This window comes from Frigoribacterium sp. PhB160 (assembly GCF_003751785.1).
GTDB lineage: Bacteria > Actinomycetota > Actinomycetes > Actinomycetales > Microbacteriaceae > Frigoribacterium.
The window spans coordinates 653,285-674,456 of sequence record NZ_RKIE01000002.1; the positions used below are offsets into that span (position 1 = coordinate 653,285).

Sequence of the window (21,172 nt, forward strand, 5' to 3'; positions counted from 1 at the left end):
CGCCCGTCGTGCCTGACCGGTCCGCCGACCGCGGCGACCGCGGCGCCCGCGTGGACGCCCGGGGCTGGGGCTGGCGGCACGCCGGTCGCCGTCTGCCGGCGGTCTCGGACCTCGACCTCGTCGTCGAGCCCGGAGAGCGCGTGCTGCTGCTCGGCGCCTCGGGCGCGGGCAAGTCGACGCTGCTGGCGGGGCTCGCCGGGGTCCTCGGCGGGGACGACGAGGGCGACGCGACCGGCGAGCTGCTCGTCGACGGCCGCCTCCCCGCCGACCAGCGAGGGCGGGTCGGCCTCGTGCTGCAGGACCCCGACTCGCAGGTCGTGCTCGCCCGCGTCGGCGACGACGTCGCCTTCGGCTGCGAGAACCTCGGCGTGCCCCGCGACGAGATCTGGCGGCGCGTCGACGAGTCCCTCGACGACGTCGGCCTCGACCTGCCGCGGTCGGCGTCGACGTCGGCCCTGAGCGGCGGGCAGAAGCAGCGCCTCGCGCTCGCCGGTGCCCTCGCGATGCGCCCGGGCCTCGTCCTCCTCGACGAGCCCACCGCCTCGCTCGACCCGGCCGGCGTCGTCGAGGTGCGCGACAGCGTGCACCGCGCCCTCGACCGCACCGGCGCCACGCTCGTCGTCGTCGAGCACCGCGTCTCGGTCTGGTCGCCCGTCGTCGACCGGGTCGTCGTGCTCGCCGCCGGAGGGGGAGTGCTGGCCGACGGGCACCCCGACGACGTGCTCGTCGCGGAACGCGACCGGCTGACGGCCGCCGGCGTCTGGGTGCCCGGGGTCGCGCCCGTCGTCCCGCCGCGCACCCGCACGACGGCGACGACCCTGCTCACCGCCGACGACCTCGCGGTCGGCCGGCGGGGGCGACGCGGCCCGGCCGTCGCGACCGGCGTCGACCTGACCGTCTCGTCGGGCCGGGCGCTGGCCGTGACCGGGCCGAACGGGGCGGGCAAGTCGACCCTCGCCCTGACCCTCGCGGGCCTCCTGTCGACCGCGGGCGGCAGCCTCGTCGCCTCGCCCGAGCTCGCCGACGACGCCGGGCCGACCCCGTCGCGGTGGCGCTCGCGCGAGCTCCTCACCCGCGTCGGCACCGTCTTCCAGGACCCCGAGCACCAGTTCCTCACCGCGACGGTGCGGGCCGAGCTCGCCGTGGGGCCGGAGGCGCTGGGCGCGCCGCCCGCACGGGTCGCCGACCGCGTCGACCACCTCCTCGAGCGGCTGCGCCTCGACCACCTGGCCCTCGCGAACCCGTTCACCCTGTCGGGCGGCGAGAAGCGGCGGCTGTCGGTGGCGACCGTCCTCGCGACGCGGCCGCGCCTCCTCGTGCTCGACGAGCCGACCTTCGGGCAGGACGCCCGCACCTGGCGCGAGCTGGTGCTGCTGCTGGCGGAGCTGCTCGACGAGGGCAGCGCCGTCGCGGCCGTGACCCACGACGCCGAGTTCGTCGAGGCCCTGGCCGACGACCGGCTCGTGCTGCCCGCCGGCGCTCGGACGGTCGCCGCGTGAGCGTGCTCGCGCCGGTCGTCGCGCCCGGCGTCGTCGGCCGGGTCAACCCCGTGGCGAAGCTGCTCGCCGCGCTCGTGCTCGCGGTCGCGCTGCTCTTGTCCATCGACTGGGTCTCGGCGGGGGTCGCCCTCGCCCTCGAGGTCCTGCTGCTGCCGTGGGCCGGCCTGACCGCCCGCCAGCTCCTGCGGCGGACCTCCCCGCTGTGGTTCGCGGCACCGCTGTCGATCGTCGCGACCGTCCTCTACGGGCGGGACGAGGGCGCGGTGCTCGCCCAGTTCTGGTGGATCAGCGTCACCGAGGGATCGGTGTCGCTCGCGTTCGCGATCGGGCTGCGCATCCTGGCCGTGGGGATCCCGGGCATCGTGCTGTTGGCGACGACCGACCCGACCGACCTCGCCGACGGGCTCGCCCAGGTGCTGCGGCTGCCCGCGCGCTTCGTTCTCGGCGGGCTGGCCGGGCTCCGGCTGGTCGGCCTCTTCGCCGACGACTGGCGGCAGCTCGCCCTCGCCCGGCGTGCCCGGGGCGTGGCCGACAGCGGCGGGCCGATCGGCGCCGTGCGCCGCTTCGGCGGCCAGGCGTTCTCGCTGCTCGTGCTCTCGGTGCGGCGCGGCAGCAAGCTCGCCACGGCGATGGAGGCGAAGGGGTTCGGCTCGGACGCGCCCCGCACCTGGGCCCGGCCGTCGACCGTCGGGCCGCGCGACGTCGTGCTCGTCGCGATCGGGGTCGCGGTCGCCGCGGCGGCGATCACCGCCGCCGTGCTCGCCGGCACGTGGGAGTTCGTCCTTGCCTGACGACCTCGTCGCCGACCTCCTCACCCGGGCGCGGGAGGCGCGGGTCGGCGACGACCTCGTCGCCGACCTCCTCACCCGGGCGCGGGAGGCGCGGGTCGGCTCTGACCGCGTGGTGCTGCTCGTCGACGGGCGCTCGGGCTCGGGCAAGACGACGCTCGCCGGTCGCCTGGTCGCGGCCTGGCCCCGCGACCTCGGGCCCGTGCAGCTCGTCCACCTCGACGACGTCTACCCCGGCTGGCACGGGCTGGCGGCGGCGTCGCGGGTGGTCGAGTCGTCGCTGCTCTCCGCGACGGACCCGGGCTGGACGACGTGGGACTGGGACCGCGGGGCGCCGGGGGAGCGACGGAGGCTCGACCCGGCCGTCTCGGTGGTCGTCGAGGGCGCCGGGTCGCTGACCCGCGCCTCCTCGTGCCTGGCGACGCTGACCGTGTGGCTCGAGCTCGACGCTCAGGTGCGCCGCGCCCGCGCCCTCGGCCGCGACGGGGCGAGCTACGAGCCGTGGTGGGACGTCTGGGCCGAGCAGGAGGCGCGGCACCTGGCCGTCGAGCGGCCGCGCGAGCTGGCCGACGTGGTCGTCGAGGTCGCCTAGGCCCAGCCGAGCTCGTGCAGCTGGGCGTCGTCGATGCCGTAGAAGTGGGCGATCTCGTGGACGAGCGTGACGTGGATCTCGTCGCGGAGCTCGTCCTCGGTGTCGACCGCCGCCAGGTGCGGCTCGCGGTACAGGATGATGCGGTCGGGCAGCTCGCCGAAGCCGTACGTGCCGCGCTCGGTGAGTGCGACGCCGTCGTAGAGGCCGAGCAGGTCGAGGGATCCGTCCTCGGGGCGGTCCTCGGTGACGAAGACGACGTTGTCGAGGCCGTCGACCATGTCGTCGGGCAGCTCGTCGAGCTCGGCGACGACGAGCTCGTCGAACCGCTCGGCGCTCAGCGAGCCCGGGTCGATGCCCGCGGCGGGCGGTGTCGGGCTCGGGGTCGCGTCGTCGTCCACCCGGTCAGCCTCGCACACGCCCGCCTCCGCCTCCTCGCCGAGGGCGGGTCTCCGTGCGCGAGGGCGGGTCTTCGTGCCCGAGGGCGGGCCCGTCCCGACCCGCCCTCGGCCACGAAGACCCGCCCTCGACCGTGTCGGAAGGGCGCAGGCGTGGGCGCACGGGCTGGGACGGTCGGGGGTCAGGCGGCAGGAGGCGCGGTGGATGCGCCGTGCTCGCGGCCACGCAGGCGTCGCACGGCCCCGCGGGCCCAGCGTCCGACGCCCCTCGCGCACGACCCGTCCTCGCGCGACTCGTCGCCGGTGTCCGGGAACGACGAAAGCTCCTCCCCGTGAGGGGAGGAACTTCATCAGGGTGAGTAACGGGGCTTGAACCCGCGGCCTCCTAGACCACAACCAGGCGCTCTACCAGCTGAGCTATACCCACCATGTGCGACCGCCAGAGCGATCGCAACGAGAAGACTCTACTACAGCCGCGAGGCCCATTCGTCCACGACGGCCTTCGAGATCGCCTGGACGTCGTCGGTGGTCGGACCCGGGTCGGCGACGAAGCCCGCCCGTCGGTAGTACTCGAGCTCGCGGATCGACTCGAGGATGTCGGCGAGGGCGCGGTGCCCGCCGTTCTTCTGCGGGGCGTTGAAGTAGACGCGGGGGAACCAACGGCGGGCGAGTTCCTTGATCGACGACACGTCGACGCTGCGGTAGTGCAGGTGGCCGTCGACCCGCGGCATGTACTTCGCGAGGAAGGCCCGGTCGGTGCCGATCGTGTTGCCGGCGAGAGGGGCGTGCTGCTCGGTCGGCACGAACTTCAGGATGTACTCGAGCACCTCGTACTCGGCCTCGGCGAGGCTGACCCCGTTCGGGATCTCGTCGAGCAGGCCCGACGACGTGTGCATCTCGGTCACGAACTCGCCCATGTTGTCGAGCGCCGACCGGTCGGGGTTGATGACGATGCTGAAGCCCGGGTGCACCGGCTTCAGGTCGAAGTCGGTGATGACGACCGCCACCTCGACGAGTTCGTCGACGGCGATGTCGAGCCCGGTCATCTCGCAGTCGATCCAGACCAGACGGTCGTTGGTTGAAGCCATGTCGCCACTCTAGACCGGCCCGCCGACACTGCCGGTCGAGCGGACCGGTCGCCTACGCGACCTCGCCGGCCGAGATCGCCTCGGCCTCGACGCGCGCGCCCTCGGGGCCGTCGTCGACGCGCCGCAGGGCCCGGCGGCCGAGGACGACCACCAGCAGGCCGACCGTGACGCTGGCAGCGGCGAACACGTACGCGGCGCTCGGCGAGATGAGGTCGGCGAGCAGCGTCGCCGCGGGCGGGGCCACGGCGCCGCCGATGAAGCGCACCGCGGAGTACGCGCTCGAGGCGACCGAGCGCGGCAGGTCCGTCGCCTCCATGACGCACTCGGTGAGGACGGTGTTGAGCACGCCGAGCACGAGGCCGCCGACGACGACGCACGCGACGAGCGCGGCGGGCGTGCCGACGACGAGAGCCGCGGCGAGCAGGTCGAGGGCGAGCAACGGCAGCGCGATCCGCAGCACGGTGGTGCGCTTGAGGCGCGCGGTGAGCAGCGGGGCCACCCACACCGACGTGATCGCGAGGCCGAGCCCCCAGCCGAAGAAGGTGAGCCCGATGCCCATCGCGCCGAAGCCCAACGGGTACGGCGTGTACGCCAGCAGGACGAAGAAGCCGATGTTGTAGAAGAGGGCCGTCGCCGCGAGGGTGCCGAGGGCCGGCACGGCCAGGGCGCGGAACGGCGCCGAGAGCGGCGTCGGCGTCGGCTTCTCGGTCGCGCCCCCCTTGAGGAAGAGCACGATGGCGACGAACGCGATCGCCATGAGCGTCGTCACCCCGAAGAACGGCCCGCGCCAGCTGACCGAGCCGAGCAGCCCGCCGATCAGCGGTCCGATCGCGATGCCGAGCCCGAGCGCCGCCTCGTACAGGATGATCGCGGAGGCGGTGCCCCCGGAGGCGGCGCCCACGATCGTCGCGAGGGCGGTCGAGATGAAGAGGGCGTTGCCGAGGCCCCATCCGGCACGGAAGCCGATGACCGACCACACGTCGCCGCTGGTCGCCGCGAGGAGGGCGAAGACGACGATGAGGGCGAGGCCGATGAGCAACGTCTTCTTGGCGCCGAGCCGGCTCGAGACCCAGCTCGTGAAGAACATGGCGACGCCGGTGACGGCCAGGTAGCTCGTGAACAGCAGCTCGGTCTGGGTCGGGCTCGCCTTCAGCGACTCGGCGATGGCGGGCAGGATCGGATCGACGAGGCCGATGCCCATGAAGGCGACGACGCAGGCGAAGGCGATGGCCCAGACGGCCGTCGGCTGCTCGAGCATGCGGGGCTTGCGGGTCGTCCCGGCGCTGCCGCCCGCCCCGGGATCTCCGGCCGCGCCCGGGCGTGCCGCGGCGCTCACGCCGTCACCGCCTCGGCGTCGAGGCGCGACTCGGTGCCGACGCGGGCGGCGAGCAGCTGAGCCGCGTGGTCGAGGGCCGCCCACTCGCCCTCGTCGAGGTCGTCGAAGAGATGGCCGAGGGCGTCCGCGAGCTGGCCGCGCCACTCGAGCAGAGCCGCCGTGCCCTTCTCCGTCACCGCGATCAGCCAGGCGCGCGAGTCGTCGACGTCCGCGATGCGGTAGACGAGTTCGTCCTCAGCGAGGTTCTGGACGAGGCGCGTCATGGTCGGCTGGCTGACGCGGCTCGCCCGGGCGAGCTCGCCGATGCGCAGGCTGCCGTCGGTCGTCAGGATCGACAGCGTGCGCCAGACGGCGGGGGAGGTGGTGCGGCCGGTCTCCTGCGCGGCGATCCGCGTCAGGCGATGGGTCGACGACAGGAGGGAATCGAGGATGTCCGTCGGCGAAGAAGTCATGGTGGCCATCATATAGCTCAGCTATATAGCTTGGCTATGCATCACGCCCGTGCGGATGCACGCCCGGGCGGGACGGTGGGCGGGTCGATCCTGGACGCGGGATGCGCGCCGCCTGGTAGAACGGCCCCATGACAGACAGCAAGCCCACCGTGGCCGAGGGATCCGAGTACGTCGTCTTCTTCGAGGGCGGCCCGAGCGACGGCCGCACCGACACCCGTGTCAGCACGAACGGGTCGTACGACGAGGAGATCGTCGACTACGTCCTCATCGAGGGCATCGAGACGGGCTTCGTCTACACCGCCGGCGAGGCGAAGATGAACGGCGAGCAGCTGCAGGTGCACTACTCGCTCGACGTCAAGGACAGCGACCCGGTCGACGACCCGGAGGACCGCAACGACGACCTCGACACCTGAGGCCGGACGACGGCTCGCCCGCGGGTGAGCCGGCCACGAGGAGGCGCGGGGGAACATCCACCCGCGCCTCCTCGTTGTCCTAGGGCATGAAGCTCGAGCTGTACACGTCCGCCTTCTGCGGACCCTGCCACGCGGCCCGCGCCGTCGTGGCCGAGGCCGAGGCGCTGCTGCCGGGTCTCGACGTGGTCGTGGCCGACGTCGCCCTCCAGCCCGGGCCCGCCGAGGCCCGCGGCGTCACCAGCACCCCGACGATCGTGGTCGTCGGGCCGGACGGGGACGCGGTGTTCCGCTCGGCCGGCGTGCCTCGCCTCGACCAGCTCCTCGGAGCCCTGGCGCTCGCCGTCTGACGGCGGAGGCTCCCCGCGACGCGAGGGCCGCACGCTATCGTTGCGGGACGCCCTCGTAGCTCAGCGGATAGAGCAGGAGCCTTCTAATCTCTTGGTCGCAGGTTCGATTCCTGCCGAGGGCACCGACGACGATCCACGTGGTGCTTCTCATCTCTTGGTCGCAGGTTCGATTCCTGCCGAGGGCACCGCTCAGTCGTCGCGGGCGTCCGGGCTCGTGCGGCGACGCACCTGGTGCGCGCTGACCGGCTGGCCGTAGGTCTGGTCGTCGTCCGAGCCGTCGTCGGCGGACGGTCGGGCGCTCGTCACGGGCAGGGCCCGCGCCTCACGCGGGTCGGTCGGACGGTCGTCGACGGTCGTCGAGGGCGCGGCGCTCGGCGCGGCCGGCGACACCGGGGCCGGGTCGGCCAGTCGGACGGCCGGCGCGGACTCCGCAGGTCGGAACGCGTCGTGCGACATCGGAGCAGGAGCGGGCCGCTCCGGCGCGGCACGCGGCGTCGCGGGCTCCGTCGGGGCCGTCCAGTCGCGCGGGCGTTCGTTCGGCGTCGACGCCGTCTCGGCCTCCTCGTGCCTCCAGCGTTCGAGGTCGGTCTTGAAGAGCTTCTTCGCCTTCGACGGTCGGTGCTGCCAGTCGATCAGTCGGTCGCGGAAGTCGGCGAGCGACTGCTCGGCCTGGAAGCTGAAGCTGACGCTGTCGCGCTTGATGTCGGCGAGCTCGTGCTCGGCCCAGTTCGCGGCGAGCCCCGACCCGGCGATCGGCAGCAGCCGCAGCCGCACCGAGCTCTCGTGGGCGAGGTGATCGACGTAGGTGCGTTCCTCCGCGCCGAGCGAGCTCCAGACCGACGCCTTGCGAGCGGCGGAGACGATGCCGGCGACGGCGGCCGAGCGGGCCTCGTCGTCGTGCAGGCGGACGACCCGGCGGAGGGCCGCGCGACCGATCAGGGCCGCGACGACGCCGGCGACGACGATCGCCGCGAACGGCACGACGGCGCCGGAGACGATCCGCCACCCCTCGTCGGACGAGATCCAGTCCATGACCCTGTTCCACCACTGCATGGCGCGAACACTACAGCCGAGGTCGAAGGTTGGATCCGCACCCGGCGGGCGTGCTGCCGGACGTCGCGGCGCCCGCGAACTGCGAGCTCCGCCGTCACGCCGCCCCGCTGATCACGCGAACCGGAAGCAGTCCGTGGCGTCGCCGCGGCTCCAGAAGTCGCCGATCTCGACGAAGCGGCGCTGCCGAGCGATGAACCGCTTGGCCCGGAACCGGTCGCCCTGGGGGTCGTCGTGCCGCTCGACGTAGCCGAGCACCTCGCCGTTCGCCCTGGTGACGCGGGCCAGGTCGTCACGGACCTGGACGATGCGCAGGCCGCCGCGTGCCTCGCGGAGAGGTGCGCCGTGGTCGACCGGGTCGGGGAGGACCGCGACGGGGGAGCCGAGGCTCGAGAGGCCGCGGACGGGCGCTGGGGAGAGGACGGTGCTGGTCATGAGGTGCTCCTGAGGTCATCCGGCCGATGCTGTCGAGAACACCTCGGACGCTACGGGCGACCACCGACATCGGAGGACGACCCCAGGAGCGTCGTCGGCCGGGCCGACGACGGGTCAGGACCGGGGCGTCAGCGCCCCGTGCCGTCGACGGCCAGGGGCTCGATCGCCGCCAGCTCGTCGTCCGACAGCTCCGCGCCGTGCAGCGCGTCGAGGCTGTCGTCGAGCTGCGCGACCGACGACGCGCCGATGAGGGCGCTCGTCACGGCCGGCTGCCGCAGCACCCAGGTGAGGGCGAGCTGGGCGAGCGACTGGCCCCGCGCCTCCGCGATGCCGTTCAGTCCTCGGACGCGCTCGAGGTAGGTCTCGCTGAGGGCGTCCTCGGTGAACCAGCGGCCCTCGGCCGCGCGAGAGCCCGCCGGGGCCTTGCCCGACAGGTAGCGGCCGGTGAGCAGGCCCCCGGCGAGCGGCGAGAAGACGATCGAGCCGACCCCGTTGTCGAGGAGCGTCTCGAAGAGGCCGCGCTCGGGCGCGCGGTCGAACATGTTGTAGCGCGGCTGGTGGATGAGCAGCGGCACGCCCTCGTCGGCGAGGGCGTCGATGGCGGCCTGGGTCTGCTCGGGGCCGTAGTTCGAGATGCCGGCGTAGAGCGCCTTGCCCTGGTGCACGGCGGTGGCGAGGGCGCCCATCGTCTCCTCGATCGGCGTCTCGGGGTCCGGGCGGTGCGAGTAGAAGACGTCGACGTAGTCGAGGCCCATGCGGTCGAGGCTCGCCTCGAGGGAGTTGAGCAGGTACTTGCGCGAGCCGCCGTCGCCGTAGGGTCCGGGGCGCATGTCGTAGCCGGCCTTCGACGACACGACGAGCTCGTCGCGGTACGGCGCGAGGTTCGCGGCGACGATGCGGCCGAACTGCTCCTCCGCCGAGCCGTAGGGCGGGCCGTAGTTGTTGGCGAGGTCGAAGTGCGTGACGCCGCGGTCGAAGGCGCGGAGGACGATGTCGCGCTGCGTCTCGAGGGCCCGGTCGGTGCCGAAGTTGTTCCAGAGGCCGAGCGAGATCCGCGGGAGCTTGAGGCCGCTGCGGCCGGTGCGGACGTAGTCGAGCTTCGAGTACCGTGCGTCGTCGGCGACGTAGGGGGTGAAGGGGGATCTCATGGTGCCCACCCTAGGGCTCGCCCACGGTCCGCTGACCGCCGCCGCACCCCGACTGCACGGCAGCCTCCCAGCCTGCGCGGCACGGTCGGGCACGACCGGGGAGTACCGTCCCGGGACATGACCACGTTCGTGCTCGCCGGCGGCTGCTTCTGGTGCCTCGACGCGGTCTTCCGGTCGCTCGACGGGGTCACGCACGTCGAGTCGGGCTACGTCGGCGGCGACGACCCGCACCCGACCTCCGCGTCGGTCGCCACGGGCGCGACGGGCCACGCCGAGGCGGTGAGGGTGACGTTCGACCCCGAGGTCGTGCCGTCCGACGTCGTCCTCGACGTCTACTTCGCCGTCCACGACCCGCGGCAGCTCGACCGGCAGGGCGCCGACGTCGGCACCCAGTACCGCTCCGCCCTGTTCCCCGCCGACGACGAGCAGCGGGCCGACTTCGCCCGGGCCGTCGCCCGCGCGTCCGCGACCTGGGAGGGCGAGGTGGTCACGACCCTCGAGCCGCTCGGCCCCTGGCACCCCGCCGACGAGGCCGACCAGGACTTCGCGGCGAAGAACCCGGGCCAGGGCTACTGCGCGGCGGTCGTCTCGCCCGAGGTCGCCAAGGTCCGACGCTCGTTCGCCCGGTGGGCGGCGGCGTCCTGAGTCGTCCCCGTCGCGACCGCGGCGGGGCCCCCGAAGAGGAGAGAGGTGCTCGACGATGAGCGACCACATGACCCGAGACCGGGCGGGCTCCGCCGCCCCCGAGCTGACCGGCCAGTCGTGGCTGGCGGTCGGCCCCGCCGGTGCCGTCGGCACCGTCCACCGCACCGCCGGCGGCTTCGCCGTGAGGCTGGCCGGACGCGACGAGTTCAGCGGCGAGTACCCCACGCTGTCGGTGGCCAAGAGCGCGCTGTTCGCCGCCCTCGGCCCGGGGGCCGAGTACCCCGACTTCCGCGAGCACTGAGCAGGTCGTCCCTCCCCGGACGTCGACGGCCCCGTGTCCTCCACCCGGAGGCGCGGGGCCGTCCCGCGCACCGGCGCCGCCTCGCCAGACTCCCGGCATGAACGACACCATCACCCTCATCGGCATCGCCGCCACCGACCCCCGCACCGTCACGACGACCGCCGGGCTCGACATCGCGAGCTTCCGGCTCGCCTCCACCCCGCGCCGCTACGACCGCTCGAAGGACGAGTGGGTCGACGGCGACACCAACTGGTACACGATCACGGCGTTCCGCGTGCTCGCGGCGAACGTGGCGGCCTGCGTGAGCAAGGGCGACCGCGTGGTCGTGACGGGGCGCCTCCGCGTCCGTTCGTGGGAGTCCGGCGACAAGTCGGGCACGACCGTCGAGGTCGACGCCGACACCGTCGGGCACGACCTCCGCTGGGGGCGCTCGACCTACCTCCGCACCAGCACCGCGGTCGCGGCCCCGTCCGGAGGCGCGGTGCAGCCCGCCGGAGACGCCTCCGCCCCGCAGGCACCCGCCTCGGCCGAGGCCGGCCCGGGCTGGGCCGCGCCGCTGTCGCCCGGCGAGGGGCCCGGGCCCGACGAGGGCGACGGCTCGGGCGTGGCCGACCCGTCGGAGGCCCTCGCCGACCCGCACGGGGCCGCGGACGGCGGTGCCGGGGGAGCCGCGCCGACCGCTGCCGAGCGCGCCTCCGTAGGCGGTCCGCCGTTCTGAGCGGCCGGTCCGCCGTCCCGTAGGATCGTCTCGGCCCGCCCGGGTCGTCCGCCCGAGGAAGGTGCCCCGTGACCACGACGCGAATCGTCGCCCTCCGCCCGGTCGCCCTCCGCGTCGCGACCGTCGTCCTCGCGGCGGCCGGTCTCGCGGGCTGCACCTCCGAGGCCCCGGCCCCCGCCCCGACCTCGTCGGCGGCCGAGGCCGGCCCGACGGCGGCCCCGACCCTCGGGCCCGACTCCACGACGGAGGAGGCGTACGCCTACTTCGACTCGGTGGCCCGCCAGGTGGTCGACGGCGACGGGGCCCGCGACGGCCGCACGATCGTCGACGCGCTCGTCGCGGCCGGCTTCGACAAGACCGCGATGCAGGTGACGAGCGACACGACCTCGCGCGGCCACGCCGCCGACTCCGTGCAGTTCTCGGTGCTGCGGGGCGACGACTGCCTCATCGGCCAGGCCGGGGCGGCGGGCTACTCGAGCCAGTCGGCACCGGTGCTCGGCAGCGGCACGTGCCTCGTCGGCACCACGCGCACCATCGACTGGTGAGGGGCGGGGGCGCGGCCCCCCACGGATAGACTCGACCCCATGGCCGAATACATCTACTCCATGGTCCGTGCCCGCAAGGCGGTCGGCGACAAGCTGATCCTCGACGACGTCACGATGTCCTTCATCCCGGGAGCGAAGATCGGCGTGGTCGGGCCCAACGGCGCCGGCAAGTCGACGATCCTCAAGATCATGGCGGGGCTCGACACCCCGAGCAACGGCGAGGCGAAGCTCTCGCCCGGCTACACGGTCGGCATCCTCATGCAGGAGCCCGAGCTCGACGAGACGAAGACCGTCCTCGAGAACGTGCAGGAGGGCGTCGGCCCGATCAAGCAGAAGCTCGACCGCTTCAACGAGGTCTCCGCCGCGATGGCCGAGCCCGACGCCGACTTCGACGCGCTGCTCGCCGAGATGGGCACCCTGCAGGAGGACATCGACGCCGCCGACGCGTGGGACCTCGACTCGCAGCTCGAGCAGGCGATGTCCGCGCTCCGCACGCCCCCCGGCGACGCCGACGTCGCGAACCTCTCCGGCGGTGAGAAGCGCCGCGTGGCCCTCTGCAAGCTCCTGCTGCAGAAGCCCGACCTGCTGCTCCTCGACGAGCCCACCAACCACCTCGACGCCGAGAGCGTGCTCTGGCTCGAGCAGCACCTCAGCAAGTACCCCGGCGCCGTGCTCGCCGTGACCCACGACCGGTACTTCCTCGACCACGTCGCCGAGTGGATCGCCGAGGTCGACCGCGGTCGCCTCTACCCGTACGAGGGCAACTACTCGACCTACCTGCAGAAGAAGGGCGAGCGCCTCCAGGTGCAGGGCAAGAAGGACGCGAAGCTCGCGAAGCGCCTCGCCTCCGAGCTCGAGTGGGTGCGCAGCAACGCCAAGGGGCGTCAGGCCAAGTCGAAGGCCCGCCTTGCCCGCTACGAGGAGATGGCGACCGAGGCCGAGCGCACGAGGGTCCTCGACTTCGAGGAGATCGTGATCCCCGTGGGGCCGCGCCTCGGCTCGCAGGTCATCGACGCGAACAAGCTGCACAAGCAGTTCGGCGAGCGCGTCCTCATCGACGACCTCACCTTCACGCTGCCCCGCAACGGCATCGTCGGCGTCATCGGCCCGAACGGCGTCGGCAAGACGACGCTGTTCAAGACCATCGTCGGCCTCGAGCCGCTCGACGGCGGCGAGCTCCGCGTCGGCGAGACGGTCGACATCTCGTACGTCGACCAGAGCCGCGGCGGCATCGACCCGAACAAGAACCTGTGGGAGGTCGTCTCCGAGGGGCACGACTACATCCAGGTCGGCAAGACGGAGATCCCCTCGCGGGCCTACGTCTCGCAGTTCGGCTTCAAGGGCCCCGACCAGCAGAAGAAGGCCGGCGTGCTCTCCGGTGGTGAGCGCAACCGCCTGAACCTGGCGCTGACCCTCAAGCAGGGCGGCAACCTCCTCCTCCTCGACGAGCCCACCAACGACCTCGACGTCGAGACCCTCGGCAGCCTCGAGAACGCGCTGCTCGAGTTCCCCGGCTGCGCCGTGGTCATCACCCACGACCGGTGGTTCCTCGACCGGATCGCCACGCACATCCTCTCCTGGGAGGGCCTGAACGACGACGGCACCCCCAACTGGTACTGGTTCGAGGGCAACTTCGAGTCGTACGAAGAGAACAAGGTCGAGCGCCTCGGGGCCGACGCCGCCAAGCCCAGCTCGGCGACGTACCGCAAGCTGACGCGCGACTGACGTGACGCGGCTGCACGTCCCGACGCGGGTCCGCTGGAGCGACCTCGACGGGTACCGGCACGTGAACAACGCGTCGATGCTGCGCCTCCTCGAGGAGGCGCGCATCGACGCGTTCTGGTCGCCCGACGCCTCGGTGGCGCCCACGTCGGGCGCGGCCGTGCTCGACGGCAGGCCCGAGTCCGACACGATGACGCTCATCGCCCGGCAAGAGCTCGAGTACCTCGCGCCGATCCCGTACCTGCGGGCGCCCCTCGACGTGCAGGTCTGGGTCGGCCGGCTCGGCGGCGCCAGCCTCGAGGTCTGCTACGAGGTCTGGTCGCCCGTCGGCACGGTCCCCGCGCAGCTCTTCACCAAGGCGGCGACGACGATCGTGCTGGTCGACTCGTCGACCGGGGCGCCGCGGCGCATCTCCGACGTCGAGCGCGCGGCGTGGGCGCCCTACGTCGGAGAACCCCTGTCGTTCCGACGACGGTGAGTCGGCCCGGGGATCAGCGGCGGGGGACCCGCACCATCCCCTCCTGGGCGACGCTCGCGACGAGCACGCCCGACCGGTCGTAGAGACGGCCGAGTGCGAGGCCGCGGCCCCCGACCGCGTTCGGCGACTCCTGCACGTAGAGCAGCCACTCGTCGGCGCGGGCCGGACGGTGCCACCACATCGCGTGGTCGAGGCTCGCGGCCTTGAGGCCGGGCGTCACCATCGGCACGCCGTGGCGGCGGTAGACCGACTCGAGGATCGAGTAGTCGCTGGCGTAGAGCAGGGCGGCGCGGTGCAGGTCGGCGTCGTCGGGCATCGGCCCGGTCGCCTTGAGCCAGACGGCCTGGTGCGGGACGCGGGCCCCCTCGACGACGAAGTAGACCGGCGAGGGCACGTGGCGCATGTCGAAGGGGCGGTCGTTCGCCCACGACTGCGCGATCGGGTGGTCGACTGTCGACAGCAGGTCGCGGTCGCTCGGCACCGACTCGGGCTCGGGCAGCCCCTCGGGCATGTCGACCTGGTGGTCGAGGCCGTCGTCGGGCGTCTGGAACGAGGCGATCATCGACAGGATCGGCACGCCGTCCTGCGAGGCCTGCGTGCGGCGGGTGGCGAACGACCGGCCGTCGTGGATGCGGTCGACGGTGAACGTGATGGGGATCGACAGGTCGCCCGGGCGGAGGAAGTACGCGTGCAGCGAGTGCACGGGACGCTCGGTGCCGATCGTGCGCTGGGCCGCGACGAGCGACTGCGCCATGACCTGGCCGCCGAAGACCCGGCCGAGCGGGTCGTCCTGCGACGTGCCCGTGAAGACGTCCTGTCCGCCCACGTTGCCGGCGGGCGCGAGGTCGAGGGTGGCGAGCAGGCTCTGCAGGGGATCGGCGGTCATCCGATGTAGTTTAGGGCGCTGATGAGCCGTACATTCACCCTCCCCGACTCCCTGTCCCTCAGCGATCTCGCGACCTATCTCGGCCGCGCCGCACGCGTCGAGGACGGCTCGGTACGCCTCATCGCCGGCTCCGGCGTGCTCGCCGTCTACGTCGCCGTGCTGTACCCGTCGGGCCTGCTCGACGAGAGCCCCACGGTGCTCGGCCTGCGGACGTTCCAGCTCGACGACGCGCCCGTCTTCGACGCCGTCGTCCCGGTGCGCAGCCTGACCGAGCGCCTCGTGCGCCTCCAGAACGACGTCGTCGACCCCACCGCGCCGGTCACCGCCACGCTGCCGATCGAGGTGAACACGGTGACCTGGGCCGCCATCTCGCCGCCCCGGGGCGGCTGGTCGCCGCTGCCGGGAGCGGAGGAGGCGCAGCTCCGGTCCGCCGCCTCCGCCGGCATCGACGAGGTGGCCGCGACCGTCCCCACCGACGCGGGCGAGGCGGTGGTGCACCGCGTGCGGTCGCAGGTGTGGTCGCGCCCGGTCGACGGGGCCCCGCACGTGCCGGCGGGCGCGGCCTTCGCGGCGCTCAGCCTGGGCTTCCTCGCGGAGGACGAGCCCGTCTCGATCCTCGAGACCGGCCCGTGGACCCGGCTCACGACGAGCCGCGGTCACGTGCTCGTGAAGCGCCGCGGCGGCCTGCTCTAGCGGTCGCCCACCGGCGGCATCGCGTTGACCATGGCGTGGGCCGCGCGGTCGAGGTAGCCCCAGAGGGTCGCGTCGTCGAGCGGCGACAGCCGCAGCTCGTCGACCGCGGTGCGCATGTGGTGCAGCCACCGGTCGCGCGCCTCCGGCGTCACGGTGAACGGCATGTGCCGCATCCGCAGGCGCGGGTGGCCGCGCTCGTCGCTGTAGGTCGTCGGCCCGCCCCAGTACTGCTCGAGGAAGCCGGTGAGGCGCTGGATCGCGCCCTCGAGGTCGTGCTCCGGGTACATCGGCCAGAGCACGTCGTCGGTCTGCACGCCCTCGTAGAACCGGCGGACGAGCCTCTCGAACGTCGGGCGGCCGCCGATCTGCTGCCAGAAGACGCCCTGGACGGCGTCTCCGCCCGGGCCGCGGCGGAGGGTCGCCGGCTGCGCCGTCACGGCGGGCCCCGACTCGGCCGCGAGGGCGACGGCGGGGTCGGCGGGCGCGCCCGGCACGGCGGCCGGGTCGGCGGGCGACGGCGGCCCCACCGGCAGCCCGGAGGAGCGGGGCGACGGCGGCCCGACCGGCAGCCCGGAGGCGCGGGGCGGCAGGGGCAGATCGGTCATCGTCGGCGTCCCCTCGGTGCCTGCTGGTGCGGCGTGGGCACGGTGCGCGGGGGGCGGGCGCCGCCCACCGAGCCCGCGCCGTCGAAGCCGGTGAGCACGACGCTGGTCAGCGACGGCAGCGTGATGCCCATCTCGTCGGTGGCGGCCTTCAGCCGTGCGCGGAGCTCGCGGTCGACGTCGTCGCGCTCGGCCGTGCGGGTCTTCATGACGATGCGGATCACGACGTGCTCCTCCGCGATCGACTGCAGCCCCCAGACCTCGGGCTGATCGATGACCGTGCGGGCCCACTTCGGCGTCGCCGCCATCTCCTGCGCGGTGGCCAGCATGCGGGCCTGTACCGCGTCGACGTCGGTCGCGTAGGGCACGGCGAGGTCGATGACGACGCGGGCCCAGCCCTGCGACATGTTGCCGACGCGCAGGATCTCGCCGTTGCGGACGAACCAGAGCACGCCGTTCACGTCGCGGATCTGGGTGACCCTGATGCCCACGGCCTCGACGACGCCGGTCGCGGGTCCGACGTCGACGACGTCGCCGACGCCGAGCTGGTCCTCCGCGACCATGAAGATGCCGTTGAGCAGGTCCTTCACGATGTTCTGCGCGCCGAAGGCGAGGCCGGCGCCGACGACGCTCGCCGCGCCGACGATGGCGACGACGTCGAAGTCGAGCTCGCCGAGCACGAGCACGAGGGCGACCGCCGAGATGACGACGGTGACCAGGTTGTTGAGGACGCTGCCGAGCGTGCGGGTGCGCTGCACGACGCGGACGGCCGCGAGCGGCGAGGCGACGAGCGCCTGCGTGTCGTCGACGTTCTGCTTGCGCTTGATGCCGTTGACGACCTGGTCGACCACCCGGCGGATCATGAAGTGCAGGGCGACGCGGACGAGCACCGCGACGACCAGGATGGCGACGATGCGGATCGGGACACCCCACATCGCCCAGAAGGCGTCCCAGTCGAAGTCGGAGGGGGCGGGCACGGTGGCGGCGGCGAGGAGCGAGTTCATCGCCGACAAGTCAAGCACGACGGTGCAAGGCCCCGCGGTGAGCCCCCTGGACGGACCGACGGCGGGTCCTGTGTGCAGGACCCGCCCTCGGTCGCGGGCGGAGGAGTGCGGTCGCGGAGGGCCGGCACCGGAGGCGCGGGCCGGCAGGTGCCCGCACCCCGGTCGGTGCTACTGCGAGTCGACAGCCTGGACGCGCAGCGCGCGCTCGACGCCGGAGAGGCTCTCGACGACGATGCGGCGCAGGGCCGGGACCTCCGGGTTCGCGGCGAGCCACGCCTCCGTCGCCTCGACGAGCTGCCGGTCGGCCAGGGCCGCCGGGTAGAGGCCCGAGACGAGGGTGTCGGCGATGTGGTAGCTGCGCGTCTCCCAGATGCCGGTGAGCGAGGCGAAGTAGCGCTCGACGACCGGGCGCAGCACCTCGGGGTCGTTCACGTGCTGGAAGCCCTGGGCCGTGGCGCGGACGATCGCGTTCGGCTGGTCGGAGCTGTCGACGATCGAGGCGAACGCGGCGAGCTTCGCCTCGGTCGTCGGGATGGTCGCGCGGGCCCGCGCGGCCGCCTGGGCGCCGTTGGCCGTGTTGTCGACCTCGAGCGCGGCGTCGATCTCGTCGTGCCCGGCGTCGCCCACGAGGACGAGCCCCTCGAGCAGCTCCCAGCGGAGGTCGGTGTCGATCGTCAGGCCGTCGAGCGCGACCGAGCCGTCGAGCAGGCCCCGGAGCGCCGCGGTGTGCGACTCGGTCGAGGCGACGACGGCGAACGCCTTCACGAACTGGAACTGCGCGTCCGAGCCGGCCTGCGCCTCCTGGGCGAGGGTCCAGAGCCCGTCGCCGACCTCGGCGAGGACGGCGGCGCGGCGCGCGGGCTCGACGTAGCTGCGGGCGGCCTGGGCGAGCTGCGCCAGCGTCGTGCGGATGGTCGTCGACTCGGTCTCGGTCGCGATGTTGTCGAGCACGAGGCGCACGTAGTCGGACGGCGAGGTCTCGGCGTCGCGCGTGGCGTCCCAGACCGAGCCCCAGACGAGGGCGCGGGCCAGCGGGTCGGCGATGCCCGACAGGTGCGCGAGCGCCGTCGCGAGCGACTGCTCGTCGAGGCGGATCTTCGCGTAGGCGAGGTCGTCGTCGTTGATGAGCACGAGGTCGCCGCGGTGCAGGCCGACGAGCTCGGGCACCTCGGTGCGCGGGCCGTCGACGTCGATCTCGACGCGCTCGGTGCGGACGAGCGACCCGTCCCGGAGGGCGTAGAGGCCGACGGCGAGGCGGTGGGGACGAATCGTCGGGTGCTCGGCGGTCGCCTCCTGCAGCACGGCGAACGAGGTGACGACGCCGTCGGCGTCGGTCTCGAGCTCGGGGCGCAGCGTGTTGACGCCCGCGGTCTCGAGCCACTTCTCGCTCCAGCTGGTGAGCTCGCGGCCCGAGGTGGCCTCGAGCTCGGCGAGCAGGTCGCGGAGGTCGGTGTTCGAGTGGTGGTGCTTCGTGAAGTAGGCCGCGACGCCGGCGTAGAAGGCGTCGATGCCGACCCACGCGACGAGCTGCTTGAGCACCGAGCCGCCCTTGGCGTACGTGATGCCGTCGAAGTTGACCTGCACGTCCTCGAGGTCGTTGATGGTCGCGACGACGGGGTGGGTCGAGGGCAGCTGGTCCTGGCGGTAGGCCCAGCTCTTCTCCATCGCCTGGAAGGTGGTCCAGGCCTCGGTCCACTCCGTCGCCTCGGCGGTCGAGATGGTCGACGCCCACTCGGCGAACGACTCGTTGAGCCAGAGGCCGTCCCACCACTTCATGGTGACGAGGTCGCCGAACCACATGTGGGCCAGCTCGTGCAGGATCGTGACGACCCGTCGCTCCTTGATGGCGTCCGTGACCTTGCTGCGGAAGACGTAGGTCTCGACGAAGGTGACGGCGCCCGCGTTCTCCATCGCGCCGGCGTTGAACTCGGGCACGAAGAGCTGGTCGTACTTGTCGAAGGGGTAGGGGAAGTCGAACTTCTCCTCGTAGTACGAGAAGCCCTGACGGGTCTTCTCGAAGATGTAGTCGGCGTCGAGGTGCTCGGTGAGCGAGCGACGGGTGAAGATGCCCAGGGGGATCGTGCGGCCGTCGGAGCTCGTCAGCTCGCTGCGCACCACGTCGTACGGGCCGGCGATGATCGCCGTGACGTAGCTCGAGAGCACCGGCGTGGGGGAGAAGCTCCAGGTCGCCGACTCGCCGTCGACCACGGGCTCGGGCGTCGGCTGGTTGCTGACGACCTGCCAGCGGGCGGGAGCGGTGACGACGAAGCGGAAGGTCGCCTTGAGGTCGGGCTGCTCGAACACGGCGAAGACGCGACGGCTGTCGGGCACCTCGAACTGCGAGTAGAGGTACACCTCGCCGTCGACGGGGTCGACGAAGCGGTGCAGGCCCTCGCCGGTGTTGGTGTACTCGGCGTCGGCGACGACCTCGAGCACGTTCTCGGCGGCCAGGTCGGCGAGCTGGATGCGCACGCCGTCCGAGACGGCGGCCGCGTCGAGGGCGGCGCCGTTCAGCGTCACCGAGTGCACGGTGCGCGTGAGGGCGTCGATGAAGGTCGAGGCGCCCGGCGTCGCGGTGAAGCGCACGGTCGTCGTGCTGCCGAAGACCTCCTCGCCGCGGGTCAGGTCGAGCTCGACGTCGTACGACTGCACGTCGACGACGCTCTTGCGCTCCTGCGCCTCGAGTCGGGTCAGGTTCTCTCCGGGCACGGTTGCTCCTAGCGTCGTCAGGTGTCGTGGGGGACTCGTGGTCCGGGGACGAGCCTAGACCGGCCCTCCCGGCCCGGGGTGTTCACTGGGGCGCATGACCGACACCGTCGCCCCCGCTCCCCACACCTCCGTCGACTTCTGGTTCGACCCCTCGTGCCCCTGGGCCTGGATGACCAGCCGCTGGGTCGACGAGGTCGCCCGCCACCGCGACCTCGACGTGACCTTCCACGTCATGAGCCTCGCCGTGCTGAACGAGGACGCCGACGTCAGCGACGAGTACAGGGCCAACTTCGCCCGCATGCTCCGCTACACCCGCCTCGTCACGGCCGCGGGCGAGCTGCACGGCCAGCAGGTCGTCAAGCCCCTCTACGACGCCCTCGGCACGCGCATCCACCCCGGCGGCGAGACCGACGCCGACGTCGTGATCCCCGCGGCGCTCGCCGAGGTCGGCCTGCCCGCCGACCTCGCCCGGCACGCCGACACCGACGAGTACGACGAGCAGATGCGTGCCAGCCACTTCGACGGCATCGGCCGCGTCGGCCAGGACGTCGGCACCCCCGTCATCGCGGTCGACGGCGTCGCCTTCTTCGGTCCCGTCATCTCGCCCGCGCCGAAGGGCGACGAGGCCCTCCGCCTGTGGGACGGCGTCGTGGCCGTGGCCTCGTACCCGGGCTTCTTCGAGATCAAGCGCACGCGCACGACGGGGCCGGTCTTCGACTGACGAGCCGCGCCTCCTCGTGCTCCGGGACGACCCCGACGAGGAGGCGCGGACGGCGTCGGCCGCCCCCGCGCCCGGTTCTAGGATGATCACCATGCGCATCCACGTCGCGACCGACCACGCCGGCCTCGAGTTCAGCCAGACCGTCATCCGTCACCTCTCCGACGCCGGCCACGAGGTCACCGACCACGGACCCACCAGCTACGAGCCCCTCGACGACTACCCGTCGTTCTGCATCGCGGCGGCGCGGGCGACTGTCCGCGACCAGCGGGCCGGCCACGAGGCCCTCGGCGTCGTCTTCGGCGGCTCGGGAAACGGCGAGCAGATCGCGGCGAACAAGGTCGAGGGCGTGCGCGCCGCCCTCGTCTGGAACGACTCCACCGCGAAGCTCGCCCGGCAGCACAACGACGCCAACGTCATCGCGATCGGGGCCCGCCAGCACACCGAGGCCGAGGCCCTCGCGTTCATCGACACGTTCGTCGCCGAGCCGTTCAGCAACGACGAGCGCCACGTGCGCCGCATCGCCCAGGTCGGCGAGTACGAGACCACCGGCGCGATCGCCGGGCACCCGGTCGACTGACGACGTAACGTCGAGGGCGGCGGGGCCG

The 21,172-nt window shown here is 73.0% G+C and carries 25 protein-coding genes and 2 tRNA genes; 15 read left to right on the top strand and 12 right to left on the bottom strand.

Features of this window, described 5'->3' with window-relative positions; genetic code table 11:
• Positions 1-8: 8 nt before the first annotated feature.
• From EDF38_RS12030 to EDF38_RS12040, 3 genes are read left to right on the top strand one after another with little or no spacing between them, the layout of a single operon-like run.
• Positions 9-1,499, top strand: a complete 1,491-nt coding sequence (locus EDF38_RS12030; RefSeq protein WP_123355618.1) for an ABC transporter ATP-binding protein — start codon at positions 9-11, stop codon at positions 1,497-1,499.
• Positions 1,496-2,290 carry an energy-coupling factor transporter transmembrane protein EcfT gene (locus tag EDF38_RS12035; RefSeq protein ID WP_123355619.1) on the top strand — a complete coding sequence of 265 codons (795 nt, stop codon included), beginning with the start codon at positions 1,496-1,498 and terminating at the stop codon, positions 2,288-2,290. Before EDF38_RS12030 ends, EDF38_RS12035 begins: the two co-directional genes overlap by 4 nt.
• Positions 2,283-2,879: a hypothetical protein gene (locus EDF38_RS12040; RefSeq protein ID WP_123355620.1), complete on the top strand. Its 597-nt coding sequence runs from the start codon at positions 2,283-2,285 to the stop codon at positions 2,877-2,879. The genes EDF38_RS12035 and EDF38_RS12040 overlap by 8 nt, the downstream gene beginning before the upstream one ends.
• Here the strand turns inward: EDF38_RS12040 and EDF38_RS12045 are convergent.
• The 5 genes from EDF38_RS12045 to EDF38_RS12065 form a co-directional block, all read right to left on the bottom strand.
• A complete protein-coding gene (locus EDF38_RS12045; RefSeq protein ID WP_123356046.1) occupies positions 2,876-3,157 on the bottom strand; it encodes a metallopeptidase family protein in 282 nt (93 codons plus the stop codon). The genes EDF38_RS12040 and EDF38_RS12045 overlap by 4 nt on opposite strands.
• 471 nt (positions 3,158-3,628) lie before the next feature.
• Positions 3,629-3,701: transfer RNA gene (locus EDF38_RS12050), tRNA-His, on the bottom strand.
• Between the two features lie 40 nt (positions 3,702-3,741).
• Positions 3,742-4,362, bottom strand: coding sequence for an oligoribonuclease (orn, locus tag EDF38_RS12055; RefSeq protein WP_123355621.1), 621 nt, complete (start codon positions 4,360-4,362; stop codon positions 3,742-3,744).
• 52 nt (positions 4,363-4,414) lie between these two features.
• Positions 4,415-5,620: an MFS transporter gene (locus EDF38_RS12060; protein WP_123355622.1), complete on the bottom strand. Its 1,206-nt coding sequence runs from the start codon at positions 5,618-5,620 to the stop codon at positions 4,415-4,417.
• Between the two features lie 74 nt (positions 5,621-5,694).
• Positions 5,695-6,150, bottom strand: a complete 456-nt coding sequence (locus EDF38_RS12065; RefSeq protein ID WP_123356048.1) for a MarR family winged helix-turn-helix transcriptional regulator — start codon at positions 6,148-6,150, stop codon at positions 5,695-5,697.
• A gap of 128 nt (positions 6,151-6,278) precedes the next feature.
• On the opposite strand from EDF38_RS12065, the gene EDF38_RS12070 reads away from it, so the two are divergent.
• The 3 genes from EDF38_RS12070 to EDF38_RS12080 all read left to right on the top strand — a co-directional run bounded on the left by EDF38_RS12070 (position 6,279) and on the right by EDF38_RS12080 (position 7,032).
• The gene (locus EDF38_RS12070) at positions 6,279-6,563 is read left to right on the top strand and encodes an oligoribonuclease (protein WP_123355623.1); all 285 of its coding nucleotides are present in this window, start codon (positions 6,279-6,281) and stop codon (positions 6,561-6,563) included.
• Positions 6,564-6,649: 86 nt separating this feature from the next.
• Positions 6,650-6,910 (top strand): thioredoxin, encoded by a 261-nt coding sequence (locus tag EDF38_RS12075; RefSeq protein ID WP_123355624.1) that lies wholly within the window; start codon positions 6,650-6,652, stop codon positions 6,908-6,910.
• Between the two features lie 49 nt (positions 6,911-6,959).
• Positions 6,960-7,032: transfer RNA gene (locus EDF38_RS12080), tRNA-Arg, on the top strand.
• A 67-nt stretch (positions 7,033-7,099) separates the two neighbouring features.
• Here EDF38_RS12080 and EDF38_RS12085 read toward each other — a convergent pair.
• From EDF38_RS12085 to EDF38_RS12095, 3 genes are all read right to left on the bottom strand, one after another.
• The gene (locus EDF38_RS12085; protein WP_148061493.1) at positions 7,100-7,963 is read right to left on the bottom strand and encodes a hypothetical protein; all 864 of its coding nucleotides are present in this window, start codon (positions 7,961-7,963) and stop codon (positions 7,100-7,102) included.
• 111 nt (positions 7,964-8,074) lie between these two features.
• Positions 8,075-8,395 (bottom strand): hypothetical protein, encoded by a 321-nt coding sequence (locus EDF38_RS16250; RefSeq protein WP_233572415.1) that lies wholly within the window; start codon positions 8,393-8,395, stop codon positions 8,075-8,077.
• 128 nt (positions 8,396-8,523) lie between these two features.
• Complete coding sequence (locus tag EDF38_RS12095; RefSeq protein ID WP_123356052.1) at positions 8,524-9,543, bottom strand: aldo/keto reductase; 1,020 nt, start codon at positions 9,541-9,543, stop codon at positions 8,524-8,526.
• Between the two features lie 117 nt (positions 9,544-9,660).
• On the opposite strand from EDF38_RS12095, the gene msrA reads away from it, so the two are divergent.
• The 6 genes from msrA to EDF38_RS12125 all read left to right on the top strand — a co-directional run bounded on the left by msrA (position 9,661) and on the right by EDF38_RS12125 (position 13,952).
• A complete protein-coding gene (msrA, locus tag EDF38_RS12100; protein ID WP_123355626.1) occupies positions 9,661-10,188 on the top strand; it encodes a peptide-methionine (S)-S-oxide reductase MsrA in 528 nt (175 codons plus the stop codon).
• A 55-nt stretch (positions 10,189-10,243) separates the two neighbouring features.
• Positions 10,244-10,489, top strand: a complete 246-nt coding sequence (locus EDF38_RS12105) for a methyltransferase (protein ID WP_233572416.1) — start codon at positions 10,244-10,246, stop codon at positions 10,487-10,489.
• A 97-nt stretch (positions 10,490-10,586) separates the two neighbouring features.
• Positions 10,587-11,207 (top strand): single-stranded DNA-binding protein, encoded by a 621-nt coding sequence (gene ssb, locus EDF38_RS12110; protein ID WP_123355627.1) that lies wholly within the window; start codon positions 10,587-10,589, stop codon positions 11,205-11,207.
• Between the two features lie 68 nt (positions 11,208-11,275).
• Positions 11,276-11,752 carry a hypothetical protein gene (locus tag EDF38_RS12115; RefSeq protein WP_233572417.1) on the top strand — a complete coding sequence of 159 codons (477 nt, stop codon included), beginning with the start codon at positions 11,276-11,278 and terminating at the stop codon, positions 11,750-11,752.
• A gap of 39 nt (positions 11,753-11,791) precedes the next feature.
• The gene (ettA, locus tag EDF38_RS12120) at positions 11,792-13,477 is read left to right on the top strand and encodes an energy-dependent translational throttle protein EttA (protein ID WP_123355628.1); all 1,686 of its coding nucleotides are present in this window, start codon (positions 11,792-11,794) and stop codon (positions 13,475-13,477) included.
• Position 13,478: 1 nt separating this feature from the next.
• Complete coding sequence (locus tag EDF38_RS12125; protein WP_123355629.1) at positions 13,479-13,952, top strand: thioesterase family protein; 474 nt, start codon at positions 13,479-13,481, stop codon at positions 13,950-13,952.
• A 13-nt stretch (positions 13,953-13,965) separates the two neighbouring features.
• Here EDF38_RS12125 and EDF38_RS12130 read toward each other — a convergent pair whose 3' ends face one another.
• On the bottom strand, positions 13,966-14,838 hold the full coding sequence (locus EDF38_RS12130) for an acyl-CoA thioesterase II (RefSeq protein WP_123355630.1): 873 nt from the start codon (positions 14,836-14,838) through the stop codon (positions 13,966-13,968).
• A 21-nt stretch (positions 14,839-14,859) separates the two neighbouring features.
• Here EDF38_RS12130 and EDF38_RS12135 point away from each other — a divergent pair, with 21 nt between their 5' ends.
• Positions 14,860-15,531: a hypothetical protein gene (locus tag EDF38_RS12135; RefSeq protein ID WP_123355631.1), complete on the top strand. Its 672-nt coding sequence runs from the start codon at positions 14,860-14,862 to the stop codon at positions 15,529-15,531.
• On the opposite strand, the gene EDF38_RS12140 is transcribed toward EDF38_RS12135, so the two are convergent.
• The 3 genes from EDF38_RS12140 to pepN form a co-directional block, all read right to left on the bottom strand.
• Entirely contained in the window at positions 15,528-15,896 is a 369-nt protein-coding gene (locus EDF38_RS12140; protein ID WP_370275634.1) for a globin, read from the bottom strand. The genes EDF38_RS12135 and EDF38_RS12140 overlap by 4 nt on opposite strands.
• Before the next feature lie 236 nt (positions 15,897-16,132).
• The gene (locus tag EDF38_RS12145; RefSeq protein ID WP_233572418.1) at positions 16,133-17,137 is read right to left on the bottom strand and encodes a mechanosensitive ion channel family protein; all 1,005 of its coding nucleotides are present in this window, start codon (positions 17,135-17,137) and stop codon (positions 16,133-16,135) included.
• Positions 17,138-17,305: 168 nt separating this feature from the next.
• Positions 17,306-19,846, bottom strand: coding sequence for an aminopeptidase N (gene pepN, locus EDF38_RS12150; protein ID WP_123355633.1), 2,541 nt, complete (start codon positions 19,844-19,846; stop codon positions 17,306-17,308).
• A 94-nt stretch (positions 19,847-19,940) separates the two neighbouring features.
• On the opposite strand from pepN, the gene EDF38_RS12155 reads away from it, so the two are divergent.
• Positions 19,941-20,567, top strand: a complete 627-nt coding sequence (locus EDF38_RS12155; protein WP_123355634.1) for a DsbA family protein — start codon at positions 19,941-19,943, stop codon at positions 20,565-20,567.
• Between the two features lie 91 nt (positions 20,568-20,658).
• Positions 20,659-21,144 (top strand): ribose-5-phosphate isomerase, encoded by a 486-nt coding sequence (locus tag EDF38_RS12160; RefSeq protein ID WP_123356060.1) that lies wholly within the window; start codon positions 20,659-20,661, stop codon positions 21,142-21,144.
• The last annotated feature ends 28 nt before the right edge of the window (positions 21,145-21,172 follow it).